A 14,916-nucleotide genomic window follows, 5' to 3' on the forward strand; every position below is an offset into this window, starting at 1 on the left:
AGGTGCTGACCCTCAAAGCTGCGGGTCTACTCGACGTCGATGCCGGGGCGATCGTTCGCCCCGGCATTGTCCGTGTCGACGGAGACCGCATTGTCAGCGTCGGCGGAGCCGACACATCAGGCACCGTTGGTGAAGGCGCGGAAGACGACAGCTCACAGGTCATCGATCTGGGCGACGCGATCCTGCTGCCCGGCCTGATGGACATGGAGGTCAACCTGCTCATGGGCGGGCGCGGGGAGAACCCCGGCCTGTCTCAGGTGCAGGACGATCCCCCGACCCGCGTGCTGCGCGCGGTGGGCAATGCCCGTCGCACGCTGCGCGCCGGCTTCACCACCGTCCGCAACCTGGGTCTGTTCGTCAAGACCGGCGGCTACCTGCTCGACGTGGCACTGGGCAGGGCAATCGACGCCGGCTTGATCGAGGGGCCGCGCATTGTGCCCGCCGGGCACGCGATCACCCCCACGGGCGGGCATCTGGACCCCACGATGTTCGCCGGTTTCATGCCGGGCGTGCTGGAGTTGACCCTCGAGGAGGGCATCGCCAATGGCGTCGACGAGATCCGGAAGGCGGTGCGCTACCAGATCAAGCACGGCGCACAACTGATCAAGGTGTGCTGCTCGGGCGGCGTCATGTCGCTGACGGGTGAAGCTGGTGCGCAACACTATTCGGACGAGGAACTGCGCGTCATCGTTGACGAGGCGCACCGACGCGGGTTGCGCGTCGCGGCGCACACCCACGGCGCCGAGGCGGTCAAGCACGCCATCGCGTGCGGAATCGACTGCATAGAGCACGGTTTCCTGATGGACGACGAGGCCATCCAGATGCTGGTGGACAACGACCGCTTCCTGGTGACGACCAGACGCCTCGCCGAGTACATGGACGTCTCGAAGGCTCCGCCGGAGTTGCAGGCCAAGGCCGCCGAGATGTTTCCGAAGGCACGCACGTCGATCAAGGCGGCGTATGAGGCCGGGGTGAAGATCGCGGTCGGGACCGACGCGCCCGCCATCCCGCACGGGAGGAACGCGGATGAGCTGGTCACGCTGGTCGACTGGGGCATGCCACCCGCGGCGGTCCTGCGTGCGGCCACCGTGGTCGCCGCGGACCTGATCAACGTCACTGACCGCGGCCGTCTGGCCGAGGGTCAAGTGGCGGACATCATCGCCGTCCCCGGCGATCCCCTGCAGGACATCAGCGTTACACAGCATGTCAATTTTGTAATGAAGGGCGGTAAGGTCTACCGACATGACGCAGTCAACTAACCGGCGCCCCCGCCGCACCGACGACCTGGTCGAGATCCAGCAGCTCCTCGCCAAATACGCGGTCACCATCACCCAGGGCGACGTCGAGGGTCTCATCGAGGTGTTCACCCCGGACGGCACGTACAGCGCCTTCGGGTCGACGTACACGCTGGCTCGCTTCCCCGAGTTGGTGGCGGCGGCGCCCAGCGGATTGTTCATGACCGGCACGTCGCTCGTCGACCTCAGCGGCGACGATCCTGACACCGCGACCGGGACGCAGCCGTTGTGCTTCATCGAGCACTCCAAGCACGACATGCGCATCGGCTACTACCGAGACACCTACGTCCGCACCGATGACGGGTGGCGGCTCAAGACGCGCGCCATGACCTTCATCCGGCGCAGCGGCGAGCATGACTCCGGTCGTCCGCACGCGATCGGGCGGCCGGAGGCGGGATGACCGACGACCTGACGGCCGGCACCGCGTTCGCGACCGTCGACGAGTTCCGGTCGCAGTTCGTCGAGTGGCTGCAGAGCCACGACCTGACCCCGCCGCCCGGCGACCACTCGCTCGACGCCCATCACGCACAGCACTCGCGTGTGTTGAGGGAGTTGTACGACGCCGGCTGGATGCGTTGGGGCTGGCCCGAATCCGCGGGCGGCCTCGGCGGCCCGATGATCCTGCGCGCGATCGTCGGCGAGGAGGTCGTGGGTCGCGGGCTCGACGATCCCGGACCGTACTCGATGCTCGAGGTTCTGACCCCGACGATGATCGACTATGCCCGTCCCGAACTCGCGGCGGAGATGGTGCCGCTGCTGCTGTCCGGTAGGGAGACCTGGTGTCAGGGCTTCTCAGAACCCGGCTCCGGCAGCGATCTGGCATCGCTAACGACCCGCGCCGAACCGCGCGGCACGGACTGGGTCGTCAACGGCCAGAAGGTCTGGACTAGCTTCGCGCAGTACGCAACTCGCTGCGTCCTGCTGACGCGTACCGGGCCCGGTCATGCCGGCATCACGGCCTTCTTCGTCGACATGGACAGCCCCGGCATCGACGTCCGCCCACTGCGGACGATGCACGGCGTCGACGAGTTCTGCGAGGTCTACTTCGACGATGTGGTCGTGCCTGCCGATCGCATGCTCGGGAACCCCGGCGACGGCTGGCAGCTCGCGATGGACCTGCTGCCCTACGAGCGCTCGACATGCTTCTGGCAACGAATCGCCCACCTGTACCACAGGTTCGACGCGTTGATCGACGAGGTCGCAGGCGTCGGTCAGGCCGCGGACGCTGAGATGGGTGCTGCGTATCTGGCACTGCACACGCTGCGCTGCCGGTCCCGAGCCACCCAGCATCGGCTGGCCGACGGCCAGAAGCTGGGTGCCGAGACGTCGATCGACAAGGTGCTGCTGGCGGGCGCCGAACAACAGCTCTACGACACCGCACGCGATCTGCTTCCGGGGGCGATCGAGCTGGACGAAACCGCCTGGCGCACTGAGTACCTGTACTCGCGGGCGGCCACCATCTACGGAGGCACCGCCGAAGTGCAGCGCAACATCATCGCCCGCCGGCTGCTCGACCTCGGCAAGGAGTGATCATGGCTAACCAACCAGACGCGGCGTCCCTCGACTTACTCGAGGACGGACTGCGCAAGACCATGCTGGCGGCCTCCGGCGCGGAGCTCGACGCGGCGCTGGCCCAACTGGGCTGGGCCGACATGCTGTCCGACATGTCGGAGCAGGCGATACCGCTGGTGTTCCGACTCCTGGGCGAAACGGGTTCGCACGCCTCGGTTCTCAACGATGTGGTGCTTCTGACCGCTGGCCGTGATGCCGGCACCACCCCAGCGCTGCCGTATGCCGGCGGCACTTGGGTGGTGTGGGACGAGTCCCGTCCGGGCCAGAGTTCGACGCTGGGCGGGCTGCCTCTGCACCGGGTTGACGAGGGCGGGCACCTACGGCTACCTGACGCCCGCCGCGCGCTGGGCTGGTGGCTGGTCGGTTCGGCCAGGGCGATGCTGACGCTGGCCCGCCAGCATGCGCTTGATCGGGTCCAGTTCGGCCGACCGATCGCAGGTTTCCAGGCGGTCCGGCACCGACTGGCCGAGACACTGGTCGCCATCGAGGGCGCCGAGGCGACACTGGACCTGCCGGGCGACGACAACCCGGATCTGACGGCGCTGCTGGCCAAGGCCGCTGCGGGCAAGGCCGCGCTGACCGCGGCCAAACACTGCCAGCAGGTGCTCGGCGGCATCGGCTTCACCGAGGAGCACGATCTGCACCACCACGTGAATCGCGTCCTGGTTCTCGACGGATTGCTGGGCAGCTCAAAGGAACTGACCCGGAGGGCCGGAGCGGGGCTGCGCGCCCGCGGTTCGGCGCCACGGCTGGCTCAGCTGTAGTACCTCGTTCGCCGCGAGTCAGCCGCGTGGCAGTCCCAGTACCCGCTGGGCGATGATGTTGCGCTGGATCTCCGATGTGCCTCCGGCGATGGTCCCCGCGAACGATCGGATGTAGCGATCCGCCCAGCTACCGGCGTAGCCGTCGTGGTTCATCGGCCGGTAGCGCGTCGACACCCCGGGATGGATGAGCCCGTCAGCGCCGCTGGCGTTCAGCGCGTGCCCACCGGCGGCCTGACCGGTCTCGCCCCCGAGAAGCTTCAGCACCGACAGTGCGGGCACATCCTCCTCGCCGCGCGCGGCACGCGCGATGGCCGCCGAGCCCAACAGCCGCAGCGCCTGGTTGTCCATCACCAGCGTCGCGAAGCGGTCCCTCTCCAGCTCGGTGCGCGGCCGCCAGTCAGCGATCAGGTCGGCCAGCCGGTCGGCGTAACTGAGCCACAACATGTTCCGTTCATGCCCCAGCGAGCCGCTGGCGACGCCCCAGCCCTTGTCGAGCTCACCGACCAGGTTCTGCGCAGGCACTCGCACGTCGTCGAAGAACACCTCGTTGAAGTCCAGATCGTCGCGGTCGGCCGCCGACCCGAACGGGCGGCACGTGACACCCGGCGAGTCGGTGCGGATCAGCAACACGCTGATCCCCTGATGCTTGGGGACATCGGAATTGATCCGAACGAAGGTCAGCAACACGTCGGCATCGTGGGCCCCCGACGTCCACACCTTCTGCCCGTTGACGACGAAGTCGTCGCCGTCGCGCACGGCACGGGTCTTCAGCGACGCCAGGTCCGAGCCCGCCGCGGGTTCGCTCATGCCAAGGGCCGCCGTGATCTCACCCCGCAGGATCGGCACCGCCCACCCCTGCTGTTGTTCGGTGGTCCCGAACGTGATGAGCGAGGCGGCGATGATGCCCACGCCCTGCGCGTTGAAGCTCGGCACCATGCGCCGGCGGGACAACTCCGTCTGGTGCACGTACTGCTGCAGGATGGTTGCATTGCGGCCGCCGAACTCGGGCGGATTACCCGGCACCAGCCAGCCATTGTCGAAAAGCAGACGCTGCCACCGACGGGCCCAGTCCGGAAGGTGCGACGACGAGCGAGAACGTTCGAACGCCTCGGCGTCCGTCGGGAGGTGCTCATCGAGGAATGCGACGAACTCAGCCCGGAAGGCCTCGACATCGGAATCGAACGTCAGCTGCACGGCGCTCCCCGCATGATGTGCGACCTGCGGCATCACACGCACGGGACGATGTGAATCGGGTCGCGGCTTCCACATAAGCCTTCTGTAATGGCAGAAATGAGAATACTATTCTCGTCATGAGGAAGTTACAATCTCAGACACGGCGGTCGCGAGGGGGTCCAGGACCACAATGCCCAGGCGTCCTCCGGTACAGTTCATCCATGCTCTTCCCACCCAGCCCGCGTCCGAGCCGCTGGTGAGCAGCCCCAGCGAAGAGCCGGCCTGGAAGCAAAGGGCCGTCGAACGCTCGATCAAGACCGCGAAGGTGCGCGCCGCTCAGCGGGTGCAGCGGTTCCTCGATGCCGCCCAGGCGATCATCATCGAGAAGGGCAGCACCGACTTCACCGTGCAAGAGGTCGTTGATCGCTCCCGCCAGTCGCTGCGCAGCTTCTACCTGCAGTTTGACGGTAAGCATGAGCTTCTGCTCGCCCTCTTCGAGGACGCGCTCGGCCGATCTGCGGACCAGATCCGCGCGGCCGTCGCCGGCCAGACCGACCCGATCGAGCGGCTCAAAGTCGCTGTCCAGCTGCTGTTCGAGTCCTCGCGCCCCGATCCCACTGCCAAGCGCCCGCTCTTCACCGACTTCGCGCCACGCCTGCTGGTGTCGCATCCCTCCGAGGTCAAGATCGCGCACGCACCACTGTTGGCGCTGCTCACCGAGCTGATGGAGGAGGCCGCGGAGGCAGGAGCCCTGCGCCCCGACGTCAGCCCGCGGCGCATGGCGGCCATGACCATGCAGACGGTGATGTTCGTCGCCCAGTCCAGCGGGTCCGAGGACATCGCCGTCAAACCCATCTCTGCCGACGAAGTATGGGACTTCTGCTCCCACGGATTCGCCTCCAGCTAGCAGAGAATTACATTCTCGACCAGGAAGAACTTCGCTCGCGCCTGCGCGCGAAACCGATCTCTGGTTCGATTTGGCGTGCACCCGGTCGGGGTCGACGCCGGAGCCTCCCCCGCCCTTGAGCCTCGGTGCGCCAGATCGCACGCGGCGTCGTCCGCTCCACGGCACATCGACGGGTACGCCGATATCTCACAACGTGATTCGCCGCGGCCGGGTTGCGGTTTAAGCGGACAGTACAAACGGCCCGAGCCGAGAGAGCCGTTGACACAATGGGATCGACGATGACAGAGTGCTGAGCAAGTGCACAGCGTGAGGTGTCTGGCGTCGAACAGGGAGTCGAGGATTCACATGGCAGGCAGCGGACGCGAGGAGCAGAAAATGGGCCGGCTAGAGGGCAAGGTCGCGTTCATCACGGGCGCGGCGCGCGGGCAGGGTCGCGCACACGCGGTTCGCATGGCGCAAGAGGGCGCCGACATCATCGCCATCGACATCTGCAAGCAGATCGACAGCGTGCTGATCCCGCTGGCCAATCCCGAGGATCTCGCCGAGACCGCCGATCTGGTCAAGGGTCTGAACCGGCGCATCTACACCGCGGAGGTCGACACACGCGACTACGACGCGATGAAGGCCGCCGTCGACGCCGGTGTCGAGGAACTCGGCAGGCTCGACATCATCGTCGCCAACGCCGGCATCGGCAACGGTGGTCAGACGCTGGACAAGACCAGCGAGGGCGACTGGGACGACATGATCGCCGTCAACCTGTCCGGCGTGTGGAAGACCGTCAAGGCGGGCGTCCCCCACATCCTCGAGGGTGGCCGCGGCGGGTCAATCATCCTGACCAGCTCGGTCGGCGGACTCAAGGCCTACCCCCACACCGGGCACTACGTCGCCGCCAAGCACGGCGTCGTCGGGCTCATGCGCACGTTTGCCGTAGAGCTTGGCGCGCAGAACATTCGGGTTAACTCGGTGCACCCCACCAACGTCAACACCCCGCTGTTCATGAACGAGCCCACGATGAAACTGTTCCGACCCGACCTGGAGAACCCGGGCCCCGAGGACATGAAGGTCATCGGTCAGCTGATGCACACGCTGCCCATCGGCTGGGTGGAGCCCGAGGACATCGCCAACGCGGTGCTGTTCCTGGCCTCCGACGAGGCACGCTTCATCACCGGTGTCACGCTGCCCGTCGACGGTGGCAGCTGCCTGAAGTAGCCGCGGACAGCGCGCAGCACTGCCACACTCATGGAATGAGCGAGCCCGCGTTTGTCGGGTACAGCCCCTCGATCACCAGGTTCGTGGCCGAGAGGATCGGACCGCTGCTGCGCCGGTGGTATCGCGCCGAGACACATGGCCTCGACGCGTTTCCCTCCACGGGCGGCGCGTTGGTCGTGTCGAACCACTCCGGTGGGATGCTCACGCCCGATGTGATGTTGTTCGGATCCGCGTACTACGACCGCTTCGGATACGAGGATCGGCCGCTGATCACGCTGGCCCACTACGGCGTCGTGATGGGGCCGCTCGGCGATCTCATGCCCAAGGTCGGCGTCATCGAGGCCAGCCGCGAGAACGCAGCGGCGGCACTCGATTCCGGTGCCGTCGTGTTGGTCTTTCCCGGCGGCGACTACGACTCCTACCGACCGACGATGTCGGACACGGTGATCGATTTCAACGGACGCACGGGTTACGTGAGCACCGCCATCGCGGCGCGAGTTCCGATCGTGCCGTCGGTGTCCATCGGCGGTCAGGAGAGTCAGCTGTTCCTCACCCGCGGGTACGGGATGGCCAAACTTCTCCGCCTGACGAGGGCACGGGTGGAGATCCTGCCGATCACGTTCGGCTTCCCGTTCGGATTCAGCGTTCTGGGGCCACCCAACGTGCCCCTGCCGACCAAGATCGTCACGCAGGTCCTGGAACCCATCGACGTCATCGCACGCTTCGGGTCCGATCCCGACGTCGACGACGTCGACGTGTATGTCCGGTCGGTAATGCAGGGCGCCCTCAACGAACTGGCCCGCAAGCGCCGGTTTCCGATCATCGGCTGAGGAGCGGCCTACTGACTGCGTTTTCGGCGCGCTGAGCCGCGTTCAGCGCGGCTCAACGCGCCCAGACCGCCGATGGCCGGGTGCGGTGCCTATGACCCCGTCCTCGAGCAGCGCGTCGATCTCCTCGTCGGTCACGCCGAGTTCACGCAGCAACTCGGTGTTGTGCTGGCCCAGTAATGGTGCGGGAATCCGGTGAAACCTCGCGGGCCCGTTCGACAGGCGCACGGGCAGCGTGCTGTGTGGGGCCGACGGGTTGATCGGATGGTCCAGGCTCTCGAAGAAGCCCCGATGCGCCAACTGATCCAGCTCGGTCTGGCGGTGCGGCTGCATCACCTTGGCCACCGGCACCCCTGCGCTCCACAGCACTTCGACCACGTCGTCCGCGCTGCGCACCCGACACCACGCGCCGAGCCACTCGTCGATATCGTCGTCGCGCGACCTGCGCCCAGCCACGCCGTCCAGTTCGGGATCCATCGCCCAGTCGGGACGACCGATCGCGTCGCGCAGCGCCACCCACTGCGCATCGGTGTTCACCGCCACCGCGACCCAGCAGTCGTCGCGGCCGAACTCGTCGGTGCCCGCGACCTGGTAGAGGTTCTGCGGCGCGGCCGCGGGTCCGCGGTTGCCCGCGCGTTGCAGCAGGACCCCGTAGGCGGAGTGTTCGATGACCTGTTCTGCGGCCACGTTCAGCGCGGCGTCCACCATGGCGGCCTCGACCAGGACGCCCTCGCCCGTGCGACGGCGGTGCTCGAGCGCGAGCTGTACGGCATTGAGCGCGTGGACACCCGCGTTCGGATCACCGATCGAGTAGGGCTCGCAGGGATTGCGATCGGGATAGCCCGTCAGCCAACTCAGCCCGGACGCGTCCTCAATGATGTAGGCGAACGCCGGGTTGTCCCGCCAGGGACCGTCAAGGCCGAACCCCGGCATGCGGACCATGATGATGTCGTCACGCAGCTCGCGTACCGAGGCGAAGTCCAGCCCGAGTTGGTCGATCACCCGGGGAGTGAAGTTCTCGACGATGACGTCGCAGGTCGGTATCAGGCGACGCAGCAGATCCCGGCCTCGCTCGGTCTGGAAGTCGAGTGTGAGTCCCAACTTGTTGGTGTTGAGCGCGGAGAAGATCGGCGAGCGCTCCCACCACTTGTCCACGCTCGCGGGGATGCCGGCGATCAGCCGGGTGCCGTCCGGCCGCGACGCCGACTCCAGGTGGATGACCTCGGCGCCGAGCAACGCCATAGCGTGCGTGCACGACGGTCCTGCCCAGAACGTCGTCATATCGAGAACGCGAAGACCACTGAACGGCAACCGGTCCCGGTCGGTACGGGTCGGCGGTACGGTCCGCGCTGGCGCCGGGCGCGCGCGGTGTGCCGCGGTGTGCTCGCCAAGGCGCGGAGCTGGCTCCGGGCTCCGCAGCTCGACACCGCTGAGCCGGTAGGGGTGGCTGGGTTGGACGAAGCCGTCGCGAGGATTCTCGGTGAACGCGTTGCGCTCGCGGTAATGGTCCATCGCCGTGACGTTCTCACCATTGCCCACCGGGCTGTTGGGAATCCGGAACGCCGAGGCGAGATCTCGCACATCGTCGACGCGCTGACCACGCAACCAGTCGTAGAGTTCCTCGGCGTGCAGGTTGGCCTGCTCGGTGATGGTGAGCGTCGTCTCCTCATCGATCCAGTCGTCGTGACCCGACATGGCACACAGGTCGTGCCACTGCTGGGCGGTGCCGCACCCCAGTGCGACGAGACCGTCGGCGGCCTGAGCCACACCGGGCACGGTGGGTTTGCGTTCGGTGCGCCAGGGCCGCCCGAGCATCTCGTAGTAGGTCACCGGATAGTAGGTGAGGCCGAGGATCTGGACCTCGAGCATCGACAGGTCGATAAGCTCGCCCTTGCCGTCATCGAGTGCCCTGGCGCGAAACGCCAGTGTCATCGCGGAAGCGTAGGCCCCGGCCAGCCAGTCCCCCACCTGCCCACCCACGTGCACGGGTGCCCTGTCCTGGGAGCCCCGGCCTATGCCGATCGTTCCACCGGACCAGGCCTGCAGGGTGAACTCGGTGGCGGGCCGGTCATGCCACGGGCCGTCGAGTCCGAACGCCGTGATCGACGTGATCACCAGGCGGGGGTGTCGTTCGTGAATCCGGCGCGGGGACAACGAGTCCAGCTCCGCAACCCGCGATCCACGCGACCACACCACCGCGTCGGCCGACGCCAGCAGTGACTCGACCAGCGCGGTGTCCATCCCCTCGTCGGGGTCGATCACCACACTCTGCTTCGAACAGGACAGGAAGCTGAACAGCGCGCCGTCACAACCCGGCTCGATGGTCGCACCCGAGGCCGACCACCCGCGCAACGGATCGCCCTCGGGTGGTTCAACCTTGATCACGTCGGCACCGCCGTCGGCGAGCAGCTTGGTGCAGTACGCGCCCGCAATGCCGGTCGACAGGTCGATGACGGTGTACCCACCCAGTGGCGATGTCATGAGGGGGCCGTGGCTATTTCGGCTTCTTGCGGTTCTTCTTGGACAGCCGGAAGTCGGGAGGGAACTTGTCGTCGTTGTCGTTCACCGCAGCGGCCAGACCAGTGCCGATGGCCTCGTGCATGTCGAGATCTCCGTCGCTGTCGTTGGTCACCCCGCTGCCCATCGACTCGAAGAACGCCGACAGCAGGCTGCCCATGTACTCACCCTGATGCTGCTTGTAGACCTCGAAGAAGAGCTTCTGCATGTAGACGGTGTCGACGGGCCGGTTACGCGCGCACGCCTCGGCGTACTTCTGCGTCTCAGCCTCCAGTGCGTCGCGCGTCACGACCTTATTGAGGAAGTTGCACTTCTCCATGTCCTCGGCGGTGAACGGCCGCCCGGTGAACACCATCTCCTGGAACTTGCGCAGTCCCATCATCTGCACCCAGGTCCACATCCGCGGACCCCAGCCGTAATAGCGGAACGACGGGTGCCCGAAGAGCGCGTCGTCCGACGAGATCACCAGATCGGCGTCGGCGCACTGGTAGAAGTGCCAGCCATAGCAGTATCCCTTGGCCTCGACGATGCTGATCTTCTTCAGCTCCTGCAGCGGCCGGTTGCCCGCCTGCACGTTGGCGTACCAACCGCTGATGGTCGCCCCGTTGCGGAATGACCCCTTGGGCGGATACTCGACGCCCATCCCCTCGACCTTGAGTTCCCGCAGTCGAAGTTCTGGATCGTCATTGCCCTCCATGAACTCCGGCAGATCCGCTCCGCTACCGAGGTTGTCTCCGACCCCGCGAATCACCACGACCTTGACGTCGTTGTCGACGCTGCACGCACGAATCAGGTCCGCGTAGCGCAGCCGCGCATCCGATGTCGGCGCGTTGAGGAACTCGGGACGATTGAACGTGATCGTCGCGATCTTGGTCTTGGGGTCCTTGGCGTAGAGGATGATCTCCTCGGCCGACGGTCGCTTCTTGGTCTTGTTCTTGTCAGGCATCTGCTTCTTTCCCGGCATCTCCGCGCCTTCTAGCTCGTGCCGACAGAGGCAGCTCGATGGGACGAGGCATCCGTGGTCAGAACCTCGGGACCATTCTGGGTGATCAGGACCGCGTCGCGCTGGTAGACGGCGCCGACTCCCGCTTCCCACACGTATCCGGTCACGGCGAGCACCGTGCCGGGATCGAGGCGTTCGGCTGCAGATGTCGCGGGTAGGTCCGGTGACACCACGGGCGGGTCGAACCCGAGACCCAGGCCGTGCGCCACCGGCATCGGGGGCAGCGACTCACCTGCGGCCTCGTAGGCCGCGAGCAGGTCGCTGGCCGGAGCACCGGCACGGCACGACGCAACCAGCCTGTCCCACAACGCTGCCGAACGCTGATACAACTCATCGGCACCGGGGACGTCGCCGACCGGCGCCGTGCGGCCCACCTCACCGACGTAACCGTCCGCGAGTGCGCCAGACGCGAACGCCACCAGGTCGCCTGCGCCCACTCGGCGATCCCGTGGACCGTGGCGCCATGGGTGTTCGCGCGACGTGATCCACGCACCGTCCTGGGTGGCCGACGTGCTCACCCCGCCGGCAGCCATCGCCTCCAGCATCGCGCCGGTCAGGGCCTGCTCGGTGACACCGGGCGCCACAGCCGAAACACCAGCGGCAAGACCGGCTTGCGCCACCCGGGCCGCATTGCGAAGCGACTCGATCTCCTCGGGCGTCTTTATCCGCCGCGCGGTACGCATGGCGAGTTCGCCGTCGACGAACTCGGCCTTCGGGAACGCGATCGGCAGAAGTTGGGCGAATGTGGGTGACAGCGCGTCGGTTCCGACGCGGCGCGCCGTGGCGGCCCCGTCGATTTTTTTCAGCACGTCCATCAGCGTCATCGGGTTCCAGGCCAGCCCGTAGAGGTGATCGTGGTCGATCTCCTCGGGCATGCCCTCGTCCCAGCTGCTGTTCAGGTGGATCTCGCCGGTGCCGCGCAGCATGACGCAGATGGGCGCGAAGGGGCGCGTGCCCGCCACCCACAGCTGGGGCGCCCCGGTGACGTACCGGACGTTGGCCTGGCGGCCCAGCACCAGGATGTCCAGGTCGAAGGCCTCCATCTGAGCCAGTGCGCGTGCGCGCCGACCGGTCCGCAGTTCCAGACCGTCGGCAAGAACCTCGTCGCTCATCGTGAAAGACCGATCAGCTCATCGCCGTACGGCGTGTAGGGGTAGTCGGTGATCGGTGTGAAGCCGTCCTCGGTGATGACCACAATCTCCTCACTTCGATATCCACCGGTACCGTCCTCCCAGACCACCGGCTCCAGTACGAGCACCATGCCGGCCGGGAAGACGAAGTTGTCGTCGAACTCCTGCCCTAGATCGGTTCCGATCATTGGCATTTCGGCAGCATTGGTGCCGATGCTGTGTCCGAGGTAGAAGTGCGGCAGCCACGGTTTGCGACCGCCGTTGGCCGCGATCGCCGCTCGCGCCAGATCACCCGATGTCGCGCCCGCCTTGGTCACCGCCAGTACGGCGCCGAGGATCTCGCGCCACTTGAGGTACTGCTCCTGCTGGCGGGCCGTCGGCTCCTCACCCACGATCCAGGTGCGGCCGAAGTCCGAACAGTATCCCTCGTAGGTGATGCTGACATCGGTCCACAGCACGTCCCCCTTGACCAGTTCCTTCTCGGTGGTCAGCAGAGGAAGGGCAAGATCGCCGGTGGTGGTCCACACGTTGCCGCTGTCTCTGGTGGTGGGCATCACCTGCCAGATGGCCTCGAGCATGTTCGCGGTGGCGCCGAGTTCGAATGCGCGCCGGACGAACTGGGCCGAGAGGTCGATCTGACGGACACCGGGGGCCAGCGCCCTGTGTACATCGATGACAGCCTCCTCGGTGATCCGGCAGGCCTTGCGGATGCAGGAGATCTGATCGGGTGTCTTCGTCAGCTTCGCGGGACCCACCACCAGGGCCGCGTCCGATGGCGGCCCCGCGGGGAAGAGTCTGCTCGACGCGTGCCGCATCGCACCGGTGAGTTCGTCGACCGCGATGCTCGCTCCGGGCGGGACCAGCTCGGCCAGCACCTTGGCGAAACGTTCGACGCCCTCGTCGAACTCGAGGTAGAGCGGACCGTGGACGTGATCGGCGGGAAGCTCGGACTCCCATGCGGAGCCCTCACGGAACGGCATGTAGAGGTGCGGGTGCGGATCGTCGGCCAGCACGATCGCGACCGGGCGCTCGACGTGGGACAGGCCAGCGTCGAGCAGCGGCCAGCTCGCACCGGTCGCGTACACGACGTTGCCGTTGCCCAGCAGGACGAGCGCGTCGACGCCCTTCTCCCTCATCACCGTGCGTAGGCGCTCGCCGATCTCGCGATACATGCGGCCGCGGTCGGGCAGATCGGGGATGTCGAGCAGGGCAGCGTTCGGCTGCAGAAATGTCGTCATATCGCCGCTCCCTCAGATCCCGAGGAATCGCTTGATGTTGCCGCTGACTATCTTCACGGCATTGTCCGGACCGACCGCCTCGACCACGGCGGCCAGGGACTTCTCCGAGTACCCGAAGGTGCTCTCGTTGTGCGGGTAGTCGCTGGACCACATCACGTTGTCGACACCGATCTGATCGATCAGGCGCAGCCCCAGCGGATCCACCATGAACGAGGCGCTCATGTGGTTGTCCCAGTAGTGGCGGACGTCGTGGGAGAGCTGATGGTTGAACATGTGCCGATAGGAGGCGAGCATGTGCTCGGCGTCCTGTAAGGCCGTGGGAACCCAGGCGATACCGCCCTCGAACCAGCCGACGTTCAACGACGGGTGCCGGTCCAGGATGCCGGAGAAGACGTACTTGGCGAACTGCTCTCGGAACGAGTCGACGTTCACCATCATGCCGACCACGACACTGTTGTTCTGGCACGGCGTCTTCGGCGGTGTCTCGCCGATGTGGTGGCTGACCGGCAGCCCGGCCGCCTCGATCTCGTCCCAGACCGCGTCCATATCGGTGCTGCCGTAGTCGTAGATGTTGCCGTCGTCATCCTTGCCGGGGTTCAGTGGCAGCAGGAACGTCTTGAGTCCCAACCCCTTCAACTCCTCAAGCGTGCTGCGGGTGCCCTTCGGGTCCCACCAGTTGATCAGACCGACGCCGTAGAAGTGGCCTCCCGAGCGCTCCTGCAGTTCTGCGATGTGCTCGTTGTAGATCCGGAACACGCGCTCGCGCAACGCCTTGTCCGGGTAGTGGAAGAGGGCGAGCACGGCGTTGGGGAAGGCCAGCTCCCTGTCGATGCCGTCCTCTTTGAGTTCCCGGACGCGCGCCTCGATGTTGTTGGATGCGGCACCGGCGAGATCGTCGTACTGCATGAGCACCCGGCCGAAGTCACCGCCGGTCCAGGCCTTGCCCTTCATGCCCACCATGTAGGCGCCGTCCTCGTACCAGATGCGCGGCGCCGCACCCTTCAGCTCCTCGGGGAACCGGTCGAAGAAGATGTCGTCGGCCACCGAGATGTGGTTGTCGGCGGAGAAGATCTCGGTGTCGGCGGGCAGGCCGACGACTCCGCCGGTTGAGTGACCGTGGCGGTACTTGGGCGCACCCCAGCCCTCGGGGGGATAGAGGGACGCCGGCGGTGAGGTTGGGGCTGGGGTCGGCCGTGATGAGGTTGGGGCTGGGGTCGGCGGTGATGAGGTCGGGGTAGTCATCGTTGGTACTCCAATCGGACTGCGGGCGGGCTGGTGTTG

Annotated in this window: 13 protein-coding genes; 7 read left to right on the forward strand and 6 right to left on the reverse strand. The window is 66.5% G+C overall.

Features of this window, described 5'->3' with window-relative positions:
* Window positions 1-2 precede the first annotated feature (2 nt).
* The 4 genes from ABIA65_RS30500 to ABIA65_RS30515 are packed head-to-tail and all read left to right on the forward strand — an operon-like array spanning window position 3 to window position 3,631.
* Complete coding sequence (locus ABIA65_RS30500; RefSeq protein WP_241405559.1) at window positions 3-1,259, forward strand: metal-dependent hydrolase family protein; 1,257 nt, start codon at window positions 3-5, stop codon at window positions 1,257-1,259.
* Window positions 1,243-1,695 (forward strand): nuclear transport factor 2 family protein, encoded by a 453-nt coding sequence (locus ABIA65_RS30505; protein WP_241404188.1) that lies wholly within the window; start codon window positions 1,243-1,245, stop codon window positions 1,693-1,695. The genes ABIA65_RS30500 and ABIA65_RS30505 overlap by 17 nt, the downstream gene beginning before the upstream one ends.
* On the forward strand, window positions 1,692-2,825 hold the full coding sequence (locus ABIA65_RS30510; RefSeq protein WP_354525897.1) for an acyl-CoA dehydrogenase family protein: 1,134 nt from the start codon (window positions 1,692-1,694) through the stop codon (window positions 2,823-2,825). The genes ABIA65_RS30505 and ABIA65_RS30510 overlap by 4 nt, the downstream gene beginning before the upstream one ends.
* Before the next feature lie 2 nt (window positions 2,826-2,827).
* Window positions 2,828-3,631, forward strand: a complete 804-nt coding sequence (locus ABIA65_RS30515) for an acyl-CoA dehydrogenase family protein (protein WP_241404186.1) — start codon at window positions 2,828-2,830, stop codon at window positions 3,629-3,631.
* Between the two features lie 18 nt (window positions 3,632-3,649).
* Here ABIA65_RS30515 and ABIA65_RS30520 read toward each other — a convergent pair whose 3' ends face one another.
* Entirely contained in the window at window positions 3,650-4,825 is a 1,176-nt protein-coding gene (locus tag ABIA65_RS30520) for an acyl-CoA dehydrogenase family protein (protein ID WP_354525898.1), read from the reverse strand.
* A gap of 169 nt (window positions 4,826-4,994) precedes the next feature.
* On the opposite strand from ABIA65_RS30520, the gene ABIA65_RS30525 reads away from it, so the two are divergent.
* The 3 genes from ABIA65_RS30525 (at window position 4,995) to ABIA65_RS30535 (ending at window position 7,750) form a co-directional block, all read left to right on the forward strand.
* Window positions 4,995-5,711 (forward strand): TetR/AcrR family transcriptional regulator, encoded by a 717-nt coding sequence (locus ABIA65_RS30525; RefSeq protein ID WP_354525899.1) that lies wholly within the window; start codon window positions 4,995-4,997, stop codon window positions 5,709-5,711.
* Window positions 5,712-6,086: 375 nt separating this feature from the next.
* Window positions 6,087-6,920, forward strand: coding sequence for a mycofactocin-coupled SDR family oxidoreductase (locus ABIA65_RS30530; protein WP_241405558.1), 834 nt, complete (start codon window positions 6,087-6,089; stop codon window positions 6,918-6,920).
* Between the two features lie 35 nt (window positions 6,921-6,955).
* Complete coding sequence (locus tag ABIA65_RS30535; RefSeq protein WP_354525900.1) at window positions 6,956-7,750, forward strand: 1-acyl-sn-glycerol-3-phosphate acyltransferase; 795 nt, start codon at window positions 6,956-6,958, stop codon at window positions 7,748-7,750.
* 42 nt (window positions 7,751-7,792) lie between these two features.
* Here the strand turns inward: ABIA65_RS30535 and ABIA65_RS30540 are convergent, their stop codons facing one another.
* From ABIA65_RS30540 to ABIA65_RS30560, 5 genes are read right to left on the reverse strand one after another with little or no spacing between them, the layout of a single operon-like run.
* Window positions 7,793-10,228 carry a CaiB/BaiF CoA transferase family protein gene (locus ABIA65_RS30540; protein WP_354525901.1) on the reverse strand — a complete coding sequence of 812 codons (2,436 nt, stop codon included), beginning with the start codon at window positions 10,226-10,228 and terminating at the stop codon, window positions 7,793-7,795.
* Between the two features lie 13 nt (window positions 10,229-10,241).
* On the reverse strand, window positions 10,242-11,228 hold the full coding sequence (locus ABIA65_RS30545; RefSeq protein ID WP_241404181.1) for an enoyl-CoA hydratase/isomerase family protein: 987 nt from the start codon (window positions 11,226-11,228) through the stop codon (window positions 10,242-10,244).
* An 11-nt stretch (window positions 11,229-11,239) separates the two neighbouring features.
* The gene (locus tag ABIA65_RS30550; protein ID WP_241404180.1) at window positions 11,240-12,379 is read right to left on the reverse strand and encodes a M24 family metallopeptidase; all 1,140 of its coding nucleotides are present in this window, start codon (window positions 12,377-12,379) and stop codon (window positions 11,240-11,242) included.
* Window positions 12,376-13,635, reverse strand: a complete 1,260-nt coding sequence (locus ABIA65_RS30555) for a M24 family metallopeptidase (protein ID WP_354525902.1) — start codon at window positions 13,633-13,635, stop codon at window positions 12,376-12,378. Before ABIA65_RS30555 ends, ABIA65_RS30550 begins: the two co-directional genes overlap by 4 nt.
* Window positions 13,636-13,647: 12 nt before the next feature.
* On the reverse strand, window positions 13,648-14,877 hold the full coding sequence (locus ABIA65_RS30560; protein ID WP_354525903.1) for an amidohydrolase family protein: 1,230 nt from the start codon (window positions 14,875-14,877) through the stop codon (window positions 13,648-13,650).
* Window positions 14,878-14,916 lie beyond the last annotated feature (39 nt).

Source organism: Mycolicibacterium sp. 624, assembly GCF_040548615.1.
In the GTDB taxonomy this organism is placed as follows: Bacteria; Actinomycetota; Actinomycetes; order Mycobacteriales; family Mycobacteriaceae; genus Mycobacterium.